Origin of the sequence: Roseibium sp., from assembly GCF_025698965.1 — a bacterium.
Taxonomy (GTDB): Bacteria; Pseudomonadota; Alphaproteobacteria; order Rhizobiales; family Stappiaceae; genus Roseibium.
The window spans coordinates 1-14,929 of the sequence record NZ_JAILWL010000110.1 but is presented as its reverse complement, the minus strand read 5'-3'; the positions used below and the strand labels follow the sequence as shown (position 1 = coordinate 14,929).

General features: G+C 57.0%; 14 protein-coding genes. 9 read left to right on the top strand and 5 right to left on the bottom strand.

Annotated features, from left to right (window positions below; translation table 11 throughout):
* The 6 genes from K5905_RS11195 to K5905_RS11170 all read left to right on the top strand — a co-directional run.
* Positions 1–1,135, top strand: a 1,135-nt coding sequence (locus tag K5905_RS11195) for a TRAP transporter large permease (RefSeq protein WP_297583672.1), incomplete at its 5' end; no start/stop codon positions are given.
* A 33-nt stretch (positions 1,136–1,168) separates the two neighbouring features.
* The gene (dctP, locus tag K5905_RS11190; protein WP_297583668.1) at positions 1,169–2,161 is read left to right on the top strand and encodes a TRAP transporter substrate-binding protein DctP; all 993 of its coding nucleotides are present in this window, start codon (positions 1,169–1,171) and stop codon (positions 2,159–2,161) included.
* 54 nt (positions 2,162–2,215) lie between these two features.
* Entirely contained in the window at positions 2,216–2,527 is a 312-nt protein-coding gene (locus K5905_RS11185; protein ID WP_297583664.1) for a (2Fe-2S)-binding protein, read from the top strand.
* Positions 2,517–3,926, top strand: coding sequence for an FAD/NAD(P)-binding oxidoreductase (locus K5905_RS11180; protein WP_297583661.1), 1,410 nt, complete (start codon positions 2,517–2,519; stop codon positions 3,924–3,926). Before K5905_RS11185 ends, K5905_RS11180 begins: the two co-directional genes overlap by 11 nt.
* Positions 3,923–5,041, top strand: a complete 1,119-nt coding sequence (locus tag K5905_RS11175) for an FAD-binding oxidoreductase (protein ID WP_297583658.1) — start codon at positions 3,923–3,925, stop codon at positions 5,039–5,041. The genes K5905_RS11180 and K5905_RS11175 overlap by 4 nt, the downstream gene beginning before the upstream one ends.
* Before the next feature lie 12 nt (positions 5,042–5,053).
* Entirely contained in the window at positions 5,054–5,401 is a 348-nt protein-coding gene (locus K5905_RS11170) for a RidA family protein (RefSeq protein WP_297583655.1), read from the top strand.
* A 78-nt stretch (positions 5,402–5,479) separates the two neighbouring features.
* Here K5905_RS11170 and K5905_RS11165 read toward each other — a convergent pair whose 3' ends face one another.
* The 5 genes from K5905_RS11165 to K5905_RS11145 form a co-directional block, all read right to left on the bottom strand.
* Entirely contained in the window at positions 5,480–6,709 is a 1,230-nt protein-coding gene (locus K5905_RS11165; RefSeq protein ID WP_297583652.1) for a M24 family metallopeptidase, read from the bottom strand.
* Positions 6,710–6,936: 227 nt separating this feature from the next.
* Positions 6,937–7,791, bottom strand: coding sequence for an ABC transporter permease (locus K5905_RS11160; protein WP_297583649.1), 855 nt, complete (start codon positions 7,789–7,791; stop codon positions 6,937–6,939).
* 9 nt (positions 7,792–7,800) lie between these two features.
* Positions 7,801–9,066, bottom strand: coding sequence for an ABC transporter permease (locus K5905_RS11155; RefSeq protein ID WP_297583646.1), 1,266 nt, complete (start codon positions 9,064–9,066; stop codon positions 7,801–7,803).
* 73 nt (positions 9,067–9,139) lie between these two features.
* Positions 9,140–10,240 (bottom strand): extracellular solute-binding protein, encoded by a 1,101-nt coding sequence (locus tag K5905_RS11150; RefSeq protein ID WP_297583641.1) that lies wholly within the window; start codon positions 10,238–10,240, stop codon positions 9,140–9,142.
* Positions 10,241–10,325: 85 nt separating this feature from the next.
* A complete protein-coding gene (locus K5905_RS11145) occupies positions 10,326–11,420 on the bottom strand; it encodes an ABC transporter ATP-binding protein (RefSeq protein ID WP_297583638.1) in 1,095 nt (364 codons plus the stop codon).
* Between the two features lie 568 nt (positions 11,421–11,988).
* On the opposite strand from K5905_RS11145, the gene K5905_RS11140 reads away from it, so the two are divergent.
* From K5905_RS11140 to K5905_RS11130, 3 genes are all read left to right on the top strand, one after another.
* The gene (locus tag K5905_RS11140) at positions 11,989–12,867 is read left to right on the top strand and encodes a helix-turn-helix transcriptional regulator (protein WP_297583634.1); all 879 of its coding nucleotides are present in this window, start codon (positions 11,989–11,991) and stop codon (positions 12,865–12,867) included.
* Positions 12,868–12,887: 20 nt separating this feature from the next.
* Positions 12,888–13,352, top strand: a complete 465-nt coding sequence (gene tsaA, locus K5905_RS11135; RefSeq protein ID WP_297583631.1) for a tRNA (N6-threonylcarbamoyladenosine(37)-N6)-methyltransferase TrmO — start codon at positions 12,888–12,890, stop codon at positions 13,350–13,352.
* Positions 13,353–13,475: 123 nt separating this feature from the next.
* Positions 13,476–14,929: 3-hydroxyacyl-CoA dehydrogenase NAD-binding domain-containing protein (locus K5905_RS11130; protein WP_297583628.1), on the top strand; the 1,454-nt coding region annotated here is incomplete at its 3' end.

Genomic DNA, 14,929 nt, shown 5'->3' with positions numbered 1-14,929 from the left:
GGTACTGCTTGCCATTCCACTCTTCGTGCTTGCCGGGACGATCATGAGCGTTTCCGGTATCGCCGCCTCGCTTCTGAACTTCGTCAATATCTTCATCGGCCACCTGCGCGGCGGCCTCGGTGTGGTTGCCACCGTTTCCTGCGCACTGATCGGTGCGATCTCCGGGTCCGGATTGACCGGCGTCGCGGCCATCGGTCCGCTGCTGATCCCGGAAATGGAAAAGCAGGGGTACCCGCGGGAATACGCAACCGCGCTGATTGCCAATTCCTCGCTGCTTGGACTGCTGATCCCGCCGTCGGTCACGATGATCGTCTATGGCTGGGTCACGGACACTTCGATCCTTGCCTGCTTTCTGGCAACGCTCGGCCCTGGCCTCTTGATCATGACAAGTTTTTCAGCAGTGAACATTCGCACGGCGAAGAAGTTTCCGCTGAAGCTGAACGAGCCACTGAAAGGCGAGGCCTTCGTCGCCGAAGCTTCTTCACGCGGTTTCAGGGCCACCCCCGCCCTGCTGATGCCGGTCATTATCCTTGGCGGGATCTACGGCGGTATCATGACACCGACCGAGGCTGCCGCCGTCGCCGTGATCTATGCAGTTCCTGTCGGCTTCCTGATCTACAAGGGTTTGACACTCAGCACATTCCTGGGTGCGGGCAAAGAAGCTGCCACCTCCGTCGGCGCGATCATGCTGATGATCCTGTTTTCAATGATCCTGTCGCAGATGTTCGTTCTGGAGAGCGTTCCCCAGGCATTGGTTCAGGCGATTTTCTCGATCACCGAAGACAAGGTGATCCTGCTGATCCTGATCAACATCCTGTTGTTCCTGGTGGGCATGGTGGTGAATGACGTCACCGCCATCATCCTGATCGCGCCGCTTCTGCTGCCGCTGATGGAGGCGATCGGCGTCAGCCCGATCCAGTTTGCCGCAATCATGGGTGTCAACACCGCCATGGGCGGTGTCACCCCGCCCTATGCCTCAATTCTCTATCTCGGCGCGCGCATCGGCAATGTGCCGGTCACCAAGGTCATCCGACCGGCCATGATCCTGATCCTGCTGGGTTATCTGCCAGTGGTGTTCCTGACCAGCTTCTGGCCGGATCTGTCCCTGTGGCTGCCGCGCGTCTTTGGCTACTGACCCAAATCATCTTGACTGGAGGAGAAACCTACGATGATGAACTTCCTGAAATCCACCTGCATCGCCGCCGCGCTTCTGGCAACCACCGGCATCACAAACGCCGAGACGCTCAAGGTCAGCCACTTGCGTCCGCAGGACGCCACCATCGACAAGGAGCTTCGTGTCTTTGCCGACAAGTTGAAGGAAGCGACCGGCGGGTCGCTGGAGCTGAACCTGTTCCCCGCCTCCGCACTCGGCGACTATACTTCCGTCCAGGAGCGCATCTCGGTCGGCGCCATCGACATGGCGGTGCAACCGGCAGCGACCGCAGTCGACCGCCGTATGCAGATTTCCGCTTTCCCCTATGTTGCCGCCAATTGGGAGGAAGCCAAGAAGATCTATGGGCCGGATGGTGCAATTTATGACACCATGAAGGAATTATACGCCAAGCAGGACATCACCATGCTGGCCGCATATCCGGTCTATTTCGGCGGGATCGCTCTCAACACCGATGCCGTATCCCCGGGTGATCCGGCCACCTCCAAGGGCATCAAGGTGCGCGTGCCGGGTATCAAGAGTTTCCAGCTGACGGCAGACGCACTTGGTTACATTTCCTCGCCGATCCCGTTCTCAGAAGCTTTCACCGCGGTTCAGACCGGTGTGGTTGACGGCGTCGTCGGCTCCGGCGCGGAAGGTTACTATGCTTCGTTCCGCGATGTGACCAGCACCTACGTTCCGGTGAACACCCATTTCGAAGTCTGGTACATGATCATCAATTCGGGCACGCTTGCAGAACTCAGCGAGGAAGACCGAGCGGCCCTTGAAAAGGCTGCGCTGGAGTTCGAAGCCAAGCGTTGGGATACTGCCGAGGCCGATCAAGGTGCTTTCGAGCAGAAACTTGCCGACCATGGCGCCACAATCGTCAGGCTGAGCGACGAACAACTGGCTGCGACTGCCGAGCATGTGCGTGCCCAGGTCTGGCCGCAGGTTCTTGAAGATGTCGGCCAGGAATGGGGTCAGTCCATCCTGGACAAGATCAACAACTAAGCGCTGGTGAAGGGGGCAACGAATGCCCCCTTTCCTTTCAGCCGGAGACTCTCGATGTTCCGATCCCTCAGGGAAAATGTTCCAGAGACCGTTCAGGTGTCAGTTAACGGCCACCCTGTTCAGGTGCCGGCCCGACAAACCGTTTGGTCCGCGCTTGCCCTGTCCGGGCAGACCGTCACCCGCAAGTCAGCCTTGTCCGGTGAGGACCGTAGCGCCTACTGCACAATGGGGGTCTGTTTCGAATGCCTGGTCGAGATTGACGGTGAGCCGAACCAGCAGGCGTGTCTGCGTGAAGTCGCACCTGGCATGGTCATTGTCTCGCAGAATATTACCGAATTCACAATGGCAGATAGAGATGGCCTTTGATTGCGTGATCGTTGGCGCCGGCCCGGCCGGAATGAGCGCGGCCGTGACCCTGGCCGAACATGGCGTGCGGTCGCTTGTACTGGATCGCGGCGCAAAAGCCGGTGGCCAGATTTACCGATACGCCGCCTCTTCACCGCTCCCCGATCCGTCAAAACTCGGCCCGGACTACATGTCAGGTGCCGCGCTGATCAACGCGTTTGAAGCCTGTGGGGCTGACCACGTCGCCGGAGCCGATGTCTGGCATGTCGGAGACGATGGACGGATCCTCTATTCGATAGACGGCGAGACCCGCCAGATTGAAACCCGCGAAGTTCTGGTGTGCCCGGGTGCCATCGAACGCCCAATGCCGATCCCCGGCTGGACATTGCCCGGCGTGATGACAGCGGGCGCCGCACAGGTGATGCTGAAAACCGATGCCATTGTTGCAGAGAATGCAGTCTTTGCAGGTTCCGGCCCGCTTCTCTATCTGGTTGTCGCGCAATATCTGCGTCTCGGTGTCAAAGTCGCCGGTCTGGTCGACACCACACCGCGCCGGAATTTTCTGCAGGCAGCGTCGGCTGCACCTGCGGCTCTACGCTCTGCGTCGCTGCTGCACAAGGGAATTTCCCTGTTATCTGAAATCCGGCGCGCAGGTATCCCGGTTTATCGCCAGTCTGTACAATTGAAGCTGCTGGGGCAGACCCGTGTCTCCGGGTTGTCCTTCTACAGCAATGGGTTGCAACAGATTGAAGCGGATACTGTTTTCCTGCATCACGGCGTAATCCCCAACCCGAACATGACGAGAGCCCTCGGACTTGACCACGTCTGGAACGAGGACCAGCTGGCCTGGCATGTGAAGACCGACCTTTACGGCCAGAGCTCGATCCCGTACATCGCGGTCGCCGGTGATGGCGGCGCCATTGTCGGTGGCGATGGCGCCCATATCGAAGGCCGTCTTGCCGCACTCAATATTCTGATGCGGCTCGAGCGGATATCGCCTGAGACACGAGACCGGCTGTCCCGATCCCCCGTTGGTGAATTGCGCAGGCTTTCGCAATTTCGCCGGTTCATCGACCGGCTTTATCGGCCCAGCGATGCCTTGCGCCTGCCGCAAGACGAGGACACGCCGGTCTGCCGCTGCGAAGACCAAAGCGTTGCCGACCTGCGCGCAGGATTTCAACTCGGCGCGCGCGATCCCAACGCACTGAAGTCGCGCACCCGATGCGGCATGGGGCCATGCCAGGGAAGGCAATGCGGCCCGATCGTCAGCGATCTGCTGGCCAACTGGCGCGGCGAGCACGTTTCCGATGTCGGCTACTACCGAATGCGCAGTCCGCAACGTCTTCTCAGTCTTGAAGAACTCAGCCGGTTCAAAACCGTTTCTTCCCTGCAACCTCGCGCCAGGGAGGCGTCACGATGAAGACAGCGGATGTGCTGATTATCGGTGGCGGCATTCACGGAAGTTCCACGGCCTATCACCTGGCGCGCGAAGGCATTTCCGTCATCCTTCTGGAAAAGGATTATGTCGCCCGCCATGCATCCGGCGTAAACGCCGGAGGGGTCCGCGTTCTCGGCCGCGACCTTGCCGAGGTTCCCTTGTCGAAAATCTCCATGCAGATGTGGCAGACCCTTGACAGCGAACTGGACGCCGATACGGGCTTTCGCTCGACATCCATGGTGTATATCGCAGCGAACGAAGCTGACATCACAACGCTGAAGCAGCGCGAAGCCCGGATGAATGCCGCCGGTCATACCCACGAACGGATCATCGACCAGCGGGAGTTGCGCGAACTCCTGCCTTACGTACATCCGTCCTGCACCGGCGGAGCGGTGTCGCAGCAGGATGGCCATGCCAATCCCTATCGCTCAACAAATGCCTTCCGGCTGGCCGCCGAACGATTTGGGGCCAGCATTGTCGAAGGAACAGAGTTGCGGAACCTCAGGCGGGTCGGATCTTCCTGGATCGCACAGACGCCAAAGGGGACCTTCGAAGCCGGAACAGTCGTGAACTGTGCGGGTGCCTGGGCCGACAAGGTGGCGTTGATGATCGGCGATAACGTTCCGCTCAATCATGCCGCCCCAATGCTGATGATCACTGCACGCATGCCGCATTTCGTTGAGCCTGTTGTCGGTGCGGTTAGCCGGCAACTCAGTTTCAAGCAGTTTGAAAACGGCACGGTCCTGATTGGTGGCGGTGCCAAGGGGTTTGCCGAACGGGCTGCCAACAAAACCCGCCTGGACTACGAAAAACTGGCGAATGCAGCGCGCACTACGATCGATTTCTTTCCGATAATGACCAGGGCTGCCATCAACCGCATGTGGGCCGGGCTGGAGGCCTATATGCCGGACAATTTGCCAGTGGTCAGTCCATCGGCAAACGCGGAAAACGCGTTTCACGCTTTCGGGTTTTCCGCGCACGGCTTTCAACTCGGCCCGATCATTGGCAAGGTCACCGCCGACATGATTTTGACGGGGCAACCCGGTTTTGACTTGTCTGCCTTCCGTGTCGACCGCTATGACCGGAAAGTACTTTAACTGGAGCATCAAATGTCAATCACTCGCCTCGAAACCGGCCAGCGCATGAGCAAGATCGTCAAGCATAACGGCACGGTCTATCTCTGTGGGCAAACCTCGGACAGAGAAACCGTTGCCGAGCAGACCCGGCACTGCCTTGAAAAGGTTGAAGCACTGCTGGAACAGGCAGGAAGCGACAAGACACGTATTCTTCAATGCGTGATCTGGTTGGCCGACATGGCCGATTTCGCCGAGATGAATGCAGTCTGGGACGCCTGGGTGCCCGAAGGCCACGCACCGGCGCGCGCCTGTGGTGAAGCCAAGCTTGCCCGCGATGTCCTGAAAGTCGAATTGCTGGTCACTGCCGCCTACGACGACTGATCCGTCAATTTTCCGCGAACTCATTCTTCCGGCATTCAACGGGGCCCTGACGGGCCCCGTTTCTGTTTCAATTGCCTGCTATTTCTTCGCGATGATGTTGTGTTCCGGGCCGAACGGGAAACCGGTGATGTTCTCGGCACCTTCCTCGTTCACGATCAGAATGTCGTGTTCGCGGTATCCGCCTGCCCCCGAAAGACCCTCCGGGATCATGATCATCGGTTCCATGGATACAACCATGCCCGGCTCCAGGACCGTATCGACATCTTCCCTCAGTTCAACAGATGCTTCGCGGCCGTAATAATGGCTGAGCACACCGAAAGAGTGGCCGTAGCCGAAACTCCTGTATTTCAGTAGATCGTGACTGCGATAAATGTCATTCAGCTCTGTCGCGATATCGCAGCAGCGCGCGCCCGGCTTGATCAGTTTCAGGCCTTCGCGATGGACGTGGCAGTTAATCTCCCACAGCCTCAGATGTTCGTCCGAGGCATGTTCGCAAAAGAGCGTGCGCTCCAAGGCTGTGTAGTAGCCGAAAATCATCGGGAAACAGTTGAGGCTCAGGATATCCCCGGCTTCCACGACCTTGTTGGTAACCGGGTTATGAGCCCCATCGGTGTTGATCCCGGACTGGAACCAGGTCCAGGTGTCCATCAACTCAACAAACGGAAAAGACTTTGCAATCTCCCGGATCATGGCGTTGGTGGATGCAATCGCCACCTCGTGTTCCGTGACCCCGGCCTGAACGGCATCGACCAGCGCAGCGCCGCCGACATCGCAGATACGCGCTCCTTCGCGAATGAGCACGTGTTCCTCAGCGCTTTTGATCGTGCGCTGTGCCATGGCGTCAGCCGCGATGTCTACCAGTTCAACGCCCGGAAGGGCCGCTTCCAGAAGCTTTAACAGGTCAAGGGACACATGATCGAATTCGATACCGATGCGCTTGACGGAAGGATTGGGCAATCCGAGCAGTGACTGGATGGCATAGAAATAATTGTCCCGGCGCCAGTCGGTGTAGATCACCGTATCACCATGAGTGCGGCGCCAGGGCTGACCACCATCGATTCCGGCCGCGATAGTGGTTGCCTTGTCCTCAGTCACCAGCAAGCCGTATTTCCGACCGAAATAGCAATAGAGGAAGCCGGAGTAGTAGCAGATGTTGTGGTAGGAGGTGAACAGACAGGCATCGATCTGCCGATCCGCCATCAGCTTTCTCAAATTTGCCTGACGATTGTCCATTTCCTGCGGCGAAAAGGGCGAGAATGCCTTCTCACCATTGTTCATCTCATAAATGCGGATCATGTCTTCGCTCATGGGAGGTCTCCTTTCCCTGTTTCGATCCCGGGTCACTGACCCGCTGTCGTTTCAGCTTCACGCTGCTTTCCAGGGCCTGAAACGCAAAACGGGCCGGCTTCCCTTCAAAGAAGCCGGCCCGCCAGGCCCAAATTCAAATTGTCTTGTTGCCGGGAGCACCGTTTTCGGTCTCCGCCCGGTGACTGGCGTTCCGCCACCGGCTCACATGGAAAGCAACGAGGCCGTTATCAGCCCGGTGTAAGTCCTCTCAGTCGTTCCGACCGCCGGCGTAACAGTTCCAGCACAGTCAGAAGAGCAATCGATATGGCGACCATCAGGGACGCTACCGCCAGAATGGTCGGAGAAATCTGTTCGCGCAACCCTGTGAACATTTGCCATGGTAAAGTTTTCTGTCCGGCAGAGCCCAGGAACAGGACAACCACGACCTCGTCAAATGACGTGATGAAGGCGAACAGGGCACCGGAAACCACGCCGGGGATGATCAGAGGCATCTGTACCTTGAAGAAGGTGGTGACCGGATTGGCTCCCAGACTTGCCGACGCGCGTACAAGACTTCGGTCGAAGCCGACCAGCGTTGCCGTGACAGTGATGATCACGAAGGGTGTACCGAGTGCGGCATGAGCCAGGACGACCCCCCAGTAGGTGCCTTGCAAACCGATGCGGGAATAGAAGAAATACATGCCCGCAGCCGAGATGATCAACGGCACGATCATCGGCGAAATCAGCACGGCCATGATCGCCGGTTTGTAGGGCACATGGGACTGCGAGAGGCCAATTGCGGCCAATGTCCCGAAACTGGTAGCCAGTAATGTTGCGACCGGTGCGATCAGAACCGAATTCGTAAGAGCCTGCTGCCAGTCCGGATTGGTAAAGAAGTCGTTGTAGTGCTTGAAGGAGTAACCTTCAGGGCTCAGCGCCAGCATTTCCTTGGTGAAAGTGAAGAAATCCTGCGCATTGAAGCTGAGCGGAAGGATTACCAGGATCGGGAAGATCAGAAAGAAGAAGATCAACCCGCAAATGATCCTGAAAGAGTAGAACCAGGTCCGCTGGAGTGGGGACGCATATGGTGGAAGTGCGCTCATATCGTCCTCCTATCCGAGCTTGACGTTATCGATGCCCACGATCCGGTCGTAGACAATGAACAGCATGAGAACCGCCACAAGCAACAGGGTTCCGAGGGCGGCCGCCAATCCCCAGTTCAGCGACGAGGAAATGTGATAGGCGATCCGGTTGGAAATGAAGATCCCGGACGTACCGCCGACCAACTCGGGTGTGATGTAGTAGCCGATCGAAAGAATGAAGACGAGCACGGCTCCTGCCCCGATACCCGGGACGGATTGCGGGAAATAGACCCGCCAGAAAGCGGTCCAGTCGTTGGCGCCCAAGCTCTTGGCGGCCCGCACATAGGAAGGTGAAATCGTCTTCATTACGGAATAGAGCGGCAGGATCATGAACGGCAGCAGAATATGCGTCATCGCTATGATGGTGCCGGTCTGGTTGTTGATCATGACGAGGCGGCTGGCATCGCCGATCAACCCGGTCCAGACAAGGAAGTCGTTGATCACGCCTTGTTGCTGCAGCAACACTTTCCAGGCGGAGGTGCGCACCAAAAGACTGGTCCAGAAGGGAAGCAGCACGAGGATCATCAACAGATTGGACGTGCGTAGCGGCAGCGCCGCCAGCAGATAGGCAATCGGATAGCCGAGCAGCAGGCAGGACACTGTGATGACGATGGACAAAAACAGCGTTCGACCGAACAGGAACATATAGATCCGCTGATCCGCCGGCTTCAGCTCAATGCCTTCAGCGGTCTGATGGGCATCGAAGGAATTCAGAAAATAACCCGGTGTGAGACGCGGGGAATAGCGTTGGAGAACCTGCCATGTTTCCACGTCGCCCCATTTTTTGTCGGCGGCGAGAAACTGGTCCTTAAAGGGGCCGGCTTCATCCATACGTTTGATGCGACGTCCGGTTTTGCGGAACAGGCTGGAGATGCCGCTTTCTTCGTAATTCAACCGTGACCCGAGGCGCGTATGGGTCTTGTTGTCGACGGCGACGACAAGGTCATCATAGAGCGCGGCATAGACTTCTTCGTCCGGGGTCTCGCCCGAACCGGAATCCCATTCCTTCAGAACAACCACCGTTTTGGGAAGCGTGTCTGCAACGATCCCGTTTTCGACCGAACGGAACAGCATGTCCGCAATTGGCGCGACAAAGGTGATCAGGACAAAGATCAGCAAAGGCGCGATCAACATCAGGGACCGCAGTTTTTCCCGGCGCAATGCATTCGCAAGAGCCGCTTTCAGCGGTTTGCCGTCTTGCGTCGTCAGGACCTGACCGTCGGTGGTATCGCTCATGAATAAGTCTTCCGCATATCACGTTGGGAGATCCGGGTGAGGCGTTGCCCCACCCGAACCAGAGCCGATTGGCTTACTGAGACAGCCACGCCTGGAATTTGGCGTCGATGTCGTCGCGGTAATCCGCCCACCACTCGTAGTTATAGAGGAAGGTGTTCTTGGCGTTGTTCGGATCGGTCGGCATATGCGGTGCCATGTCGATACCGAGCGTCGCGTGCTTACCGACCAGCGGAGCAGAGGACTTGCGTGCCGGGCCATAGGAAATGTATTTCGCCTGATCGGCCAGACGCTGGGTGTCGGTCGCGTATTTGACGAGTTTTTTCACTTCGGCAAGGCGGTCTTCAGGCAGACCTGCCGGAATGATCCATCCGTCAAGATCGAACACCTGGGCATCCCAGAGCATTTTCACCGGCTGTTTCTGCTCTTCGATCAGAGCAAACAGACGACCGTTATAGGTGGAGCCGATCACGACTTCCTTGTCCGCCAGAAGCTGCGGGGTTTCCGCGCCGGCAGACCACCAGACTACGTTGTCCTTGATGGTGTCGAGTTTAGCGAATGCCCGTGCCTGACCTTCTTCGGTTTCCAGCACGTTGTAGACTTCTTCCTTCGGCACACCGTCACACAGAAGAGCCCATTCCACATTGTTGATCGGACGTTTTTCGAGGGACCGTTTACCCGGGAATGTTTCCAGATCAAAGATGTCGCAGATTTCGGTCGGCTCTTTGCCGCCCCATTCTTCCACATCCGAACGATAGCCGAAGGTGGTCGAATAAACGATCTGCGGAATGAAGCATTCGGAAACCAGAAGGTCGCCAAAGTCCTCAGATGCCGGGGTTCCGTCCGGAGCAGCATCCAGATCCGTGTCCGGATTGATTTCCATCGCGAGACCTTCGTCACACAGACGGATCGCATCGGAAGCAACCACATCCACCAGATCCCAGGTGATGTTGCCGGCTTCGTTCATTGCACGAAGTTTGGCGACGGCCTCAGCGGAGGATTCGTCCCAAATCACCGTGATGTCCGGATTTTCGGCTGTATAGGGATCGGTGTAGGCATTCTTTTGAGACGCCTGATAAGCGCCTCCCCAGGACACGAGCGTCAGGTCTGTCGCGAGTGCCGAGCTACCGGCAAAAGCAAGAGCTGTGCCTGCAAGAATTACTGTTTTGAGCTTCATGTGATTTAGCTCCCTCTTTTTTGGATTTTAACGGACAATTATCCGTTGTTGTCGCCGACGGCCAAAGACCGGCCGCCCTGCGAATTTAGACAACAGCGTCGAGCGCTTTACAGTCATCGAGTGCCCATCCCACCTGGACGGTCTCGCCGACATGCAGCTTGCGCTTCTCTCCGCGGTTGCGAACCTTAACGATGAACTCATCGTTACCGGCCACGTTCATTCGAACGCGGATATGATCTCCCAAATAGATCAATTCTTCGATCCGGCCATTCACCAGATTGTCCATGGCGTCATTCGTGTCGAACTCGACGCGCTCAGGCCGAAGCGACAAGGTGGTCATGTCGCCAACAGCCGAGACGTTGACTTTGTCCGCCTTGAGCTGCGTGCCGTCGCCAAGCTCGACAAGGCACTCCTCGCCGTCGATGGCGATGACCTTGCCATTCAGCTTGTTGTTCTCGCCGATGAACTGGGCCACGAAGGAATTCTGCGGATCTTCATAGAGATCGTCCGGCGTCGACAATTGCTGAATCACGCCGTCGTTGAACACCGCGACCCGATCGGACATCGTCAGTGCCTCAGTCTGGTCATGGGTCACGTAGACAACCGTGACACCCAGATTTTCATGAATGTGCTTGATTTCGTATTGCATCTGCTCTCGCAGCTGCTTGTCCAGCGCACCGAGCGGTTCGTCCATCAGGACCAGTTCCGGGTCGAACACCAATGCACGGGCAACGGCCACACGCTGCTGCTGACCACCGGAGAGTTGCGCCGGGCGGCGATTTCCGAAACTGCCCAGTTCAACCATATCCAGGGCGCGCTGTACCTTTTCCGCCTGCTCCGCCTTGCTGACATTGCGGACCTGAAGCGGAAAAGCGAGATTTTCAGCAACCGTCATGTGCGGAAAAAGAGCGTAGTTCTGAAAGACCATACCAATTCCGCGCTTGTGCGGCGGCACATTGTTGATCGGCCGGTCGTTCAGATAAATCTCGCCATGGGTTGCAGGTTCAAACCCCGCCAGCATCATCAGGCAGGTGGTCTTTCCGGATCCAGACGGCCCGAGCATTGTCAGAAATTCGCCGGGCGGGATATCGAGGTTGAGGTTCTTTACGACCAGGGTTTCCCCGTCATAGCTCTTTTGAACGCTGTCATACATAACAGCAGCGCCCCGTGTGTTCGCCATTTTGTCCCCAAGTCTGGTTCTATCTTTATTATTGACCGCCCAAAAAATAAATTTCAGGTCACGTGAGCCACCTGGAATTATCAATCGATGCGATCGCGAATAGAAAATCAAAAAAGATCCGTCATTGAAAGAGCTAAGTGAAAAAATTTGGATATTTTTTACTCAGCACCCGACTGAATATTTTGCATTGCGGGTCAGTCGGAGATTTTTTTACTCAAGACAAATTGTCCGGAGAAAAGATCACCTTCTCTCCGACCAGTGTATCTTTGGAGCACTGATCATTCGATTTCTATTATTTCACAATTAGTGTCACCTCATGCCAGATGAAACACTTGCACCATTGCGTCAGAAACTTGTCGTTTCGCGCCGTTTACCTTGTATGCTAGGCCGGTTTCACCTGACGGGTCCGGCGCATGACCCTTTTGGGAAGTCGATCGAGGCCCCTACACTGCCTCCTTGCACGACCGGCCAAATTGACTGTTGATTTACACCCTGAGAGCATGGAAATGACACCCTTGAAATCGGCGGTCATCCTCCGCTAATTTCCGGAGAAACAGCAGGAAACACTTTGCCTCATTCAGATACTCTCTCGCCGCTCTTTCTGACGACCAAAGAGGTCGCCGACCTGTTGCGGGTAAAGGAACGCAAAGTCTACGACCTGGCTGCCGCAGAGCAGATTCCGCATCGTCGGATAACCGGCAAACTCCTGTTCCCGGCCAATGAAATCCGTGCCTGGATCGACGGATCAGGCGAGCAGTATTCACCCGACAGGCCCGGAGTTCTTGCCGGCTCGCATGACCCCTTGCTGGATTGGGCACTTCGGGCGTCCGGGTGCGGACTGGCAACGCTTTGCAACGGCAGCCGGGACGGGCTGGCGCAATTCAAAGCCGGCACGGCGGCCCTTGCAGGCATCCATCTTCCCGAAAAGGACGAATGGAACATTGCCTCTGTCGAGGAACTCGGCCTTACCAATGCGGTTCTGATAGCCTGGGCTGTGCGCAAACGAGGTCTGCTGGTGTCCGAAGAACTTGCCGGGACCATCCGAACAATTGCCGATTTGAAAGGGAAAAGGGTTGCGATGCGCCAACCTGGAGCAGGCACTGCGGTGCTTTTTGCCAGTCTCATCAAGGAAGCAGGCCTGAGCGAGCGTGACCTCACCTGCTCCGATGATTTTGCCCACACCGAAAGCGATGCTGCCGCGGCAGTTGCATCCGGCGAGGCGGATGCATCGCTGGGCCTTGAAGCCATGGCAAAACAGTTCAAACTGGTGTTCGTCCCTCTTGCCGACGAGAACTTCGATCTTCTGATCGATCGCAAATCCTATTTCACCGAACCGGTCCAGAAACTATTTGCCTATGCCCGGACCAGGGAATTTCAGGACAAGGCCGTATCGCTCGGCGGATATGAGCTGACACCACTCGGGTCCGTCCGCTGGCTGTCTGCGTAACCAAAGAACAGGACTTCGACATGAGCGATATCCGTGCGCACGAGATTAAGGTTCCGACACCGGAACCAAAGGACGCGCAGCTGCACTTCATCGGCAGAATTCACACTCCCTGGAGCGACAGAAAAGACTGCCCGCGGCAGGGGAAGCAGGACGGACCGGAATGCCGTATCGAGGTTTTCGAGCCGTGGGTGCCTGCGCTCAAGGGTATCGAGGACTTCGACCAGATTGAAATTCTCTACTGGCTCGATAAAGCACGACGGGATCTCGTGGTTCAAAATCCCGGTCACAGCGACCGGACATTCGGCACTTTTGCCTTGCGATCTCCCGTTCGTCCGAACCCGATTGGAACCGTTGCCGCAAAGCTGATTTCCGTCGATGGCGCGACCCTGGTCGTTCGGGGGCTTGATTGCCTTGACGGCACACCGCTGATCGATCTCAAACCCGACCGCTGCTCATTTACTCCCAAGGCACCACCGAAACCCTAAGGTTGGTTGGAAAGCAGGACATTCGTCGTCCGCATTATCCTTCGAGCCAGCTTGACAAGCTTGAACCAGAATTGAAAATCCCCGACAAATCCGCTTCTTCGAAGCGGCGAGCGGGAGATTTTCATGCATTCGAAAAACGAAACTGGTGCAACTGCCGTCAATGACGTCGTGACCATTGAAAGGCAAGGCGCAATTGCCGTCGTCGCACTGGACAATCCACCGGTGAATGCAGCTTCTCATGCGATCAGGGCCGGCCTCTGGCAGGCCGTTGAAACGCTCCGGAACGACCCGGAGATCCGGGCGATTGCGATCTACGGCATAGGCCGTACTTTTATCGCAGGTGCCGACATCAAGGAATTCGGCAAACCACCGCAAGACCCATGGTTGCCGGATCTGTGCAGTTTTCTTGAAAGCTCCGAAACACCCATCGTTTGCGTTCTTCACGGAACGACGCTTGGCGGTGGTCTGGAAGTGGCGCTCGCCTGCCACGCACGTATCGCGCTTAAAGGTACAAAAATAGGTCTTCCGGAAGTCTCGCTAGGCATCCTGCCGGGTGCCGGTGGTACACAAAGGGCTCCAAGGCTTGCGGGGATCGAAGCTGCTCTCGACATGATTACCGGCGGCAAACCGATTTCCGCCGACAAAGCTTTGGAACACGGGTTGGTCGACCGGATCGACGAAGGCGATCCACGCGAAGTTGCCTGGAAAGCCGCCCTGGAAGCCGTCGACCGATCGCTTGTCACAAGGCGAACGGGTGACCTCTCCGTTCAGCCGGATGCAGATGCTCTCAAGGCGATGCGCGACAAGCTTGCAAAGACGCAGCCGCTTCTGTTTTCGCCGCAAAAATGTGTTGATGCGGTTGAGGCCAGCAGTCTGCCATTGCAGGAAGGCCTCCAGACAGAACGCCGCCTGTTCAACGAATGCATGGAAAGCCCCCAACGTGCCGGATTGATACATGCCTTCTTTGCGGAACGAGCCGTCTCCAAAATACCGGAGGCGACGGCAACTGCGCGCAACCTTGAAAAGATCGGGGTGATCGGCGGTGGCACCATGGGCTCCGGTATTGCAACTGCCCTGCTTCTCGCCGGTTTTCAGGTGACCCTGACCGAACGCGATCAGGCAGGCCTCGACCGGGGCATCGCGACGATCGACAAGAACCTGGCAGGCGCGGTCAAACGCGGCAAACTCTCCGAGGACGCACGAAACTCCCTGCTTGAATCCAAACTATCAGCTGCCACCGACCTGTCTGCGTTGTCTGATGCGGACCTGATCATCGAGGCGGTCTTTGAAGATTTGAATGTCAAGCGGGAGATCTTCGAAACCCTCGACAGCATCGCCAAACCCGGTGCCGTTCTTGCTTCAAACACCTCCTATCTCGACATCAACCAGATTGCGGCAACAACCAAGCGACCCGGAGATGTGATCGGTCTGCATTTCTTCTCGCCCGCTCACATCATGCGCCTTCTGGAAGTCGTGGTGGCTGACAAGACCGGCGCAGACGTCGTGGCAACGGGCTTTGCACTTGCCGGGCGCCTGAAAAAAATCGCTGTCCGCTCCGAGGTTTGTGACGGCTTTAT

Excerpts from the sequence above, each read along its gene's own strand:
- dctP (WP_297583668.1), top strand. The coding sequence starts at position 1,169 with ATGATGAACTTCCTGAAATCCACCTGCATCGCCGCCGCGCTTCTGGCA.
- K5905_RS11185 (WP_297583664.1), top strand. The coding sequence starts at position 2,216 with ATGTTCCGATCCCTCAGGGAAAATGTTCCAGAGACCGTTCAGGTGTCA.
- K5905_RS11180 (WP_297583661.1), top strand. The coding sequence starts at position 2,517 with ATGGCCTTTGATTGCGTGATCGTTGGCGCCGGCCCGGCCGGAATGAGC.
- K5905_RS11175 (WP_297583658.1), top strand. The coding sequence starts at position 3,923 with ATGAAGACAGCGGATGTGCTGATTATCGGTGGCGGCATTCACGGAAGT.
- K5905_RS11170 (WP_297583655.1), top strand. The coding sequence starts at position 5,054 with ATGTCAATCACTCGCCTCGAAACCGGCCAGCGCATGAGCAAGATCGTC.
- K5905_RS11165 (WP_297583652.1), bottom strand. The coding sequence starts at position 6,709 with ATGAGCGAAGACATGATCCGCATTTATGAGATGAACAATGGTGAGAAG.
- K5905_RS11160 (WP_297583649.1), bottom strand. The coding sequence starts at position 7,791 with ATGAGCGCACTTCCACCATATGCGTCCCCACTCCAGCGGACCTGGTTC.
- K5905_RS11155 (WP_297583646.1), bottom strand. The coding sequence starts at position 9,066 with ATGAGCGATACCACCGACGGTCAGGTCCTGACGACGCAAGACGGCAAA.
- K5905_RS11150 (WP_297583641.1), bottom strand. The coding sequence starts at position 10,240 with ATGAAGCTCAAAACAGTAATTCTTGCAGGCACAGCTCTTGCTTTTGCC.
- K5905_RS11145 (WP_297583638.1), bottom strand. The coding sequence starts at position 11,420 with ATGGCGAACACACGGGGCGCTGCTGTTATGTATGACAGCGTTCAAAAG.
- tsaA (WP_297583631.1), top strand. The coding sequence starts at position 12,888 with ATGAGCGATATCCGTGCGCACGAGATTAAGGTTCCGACACCGGAACCA.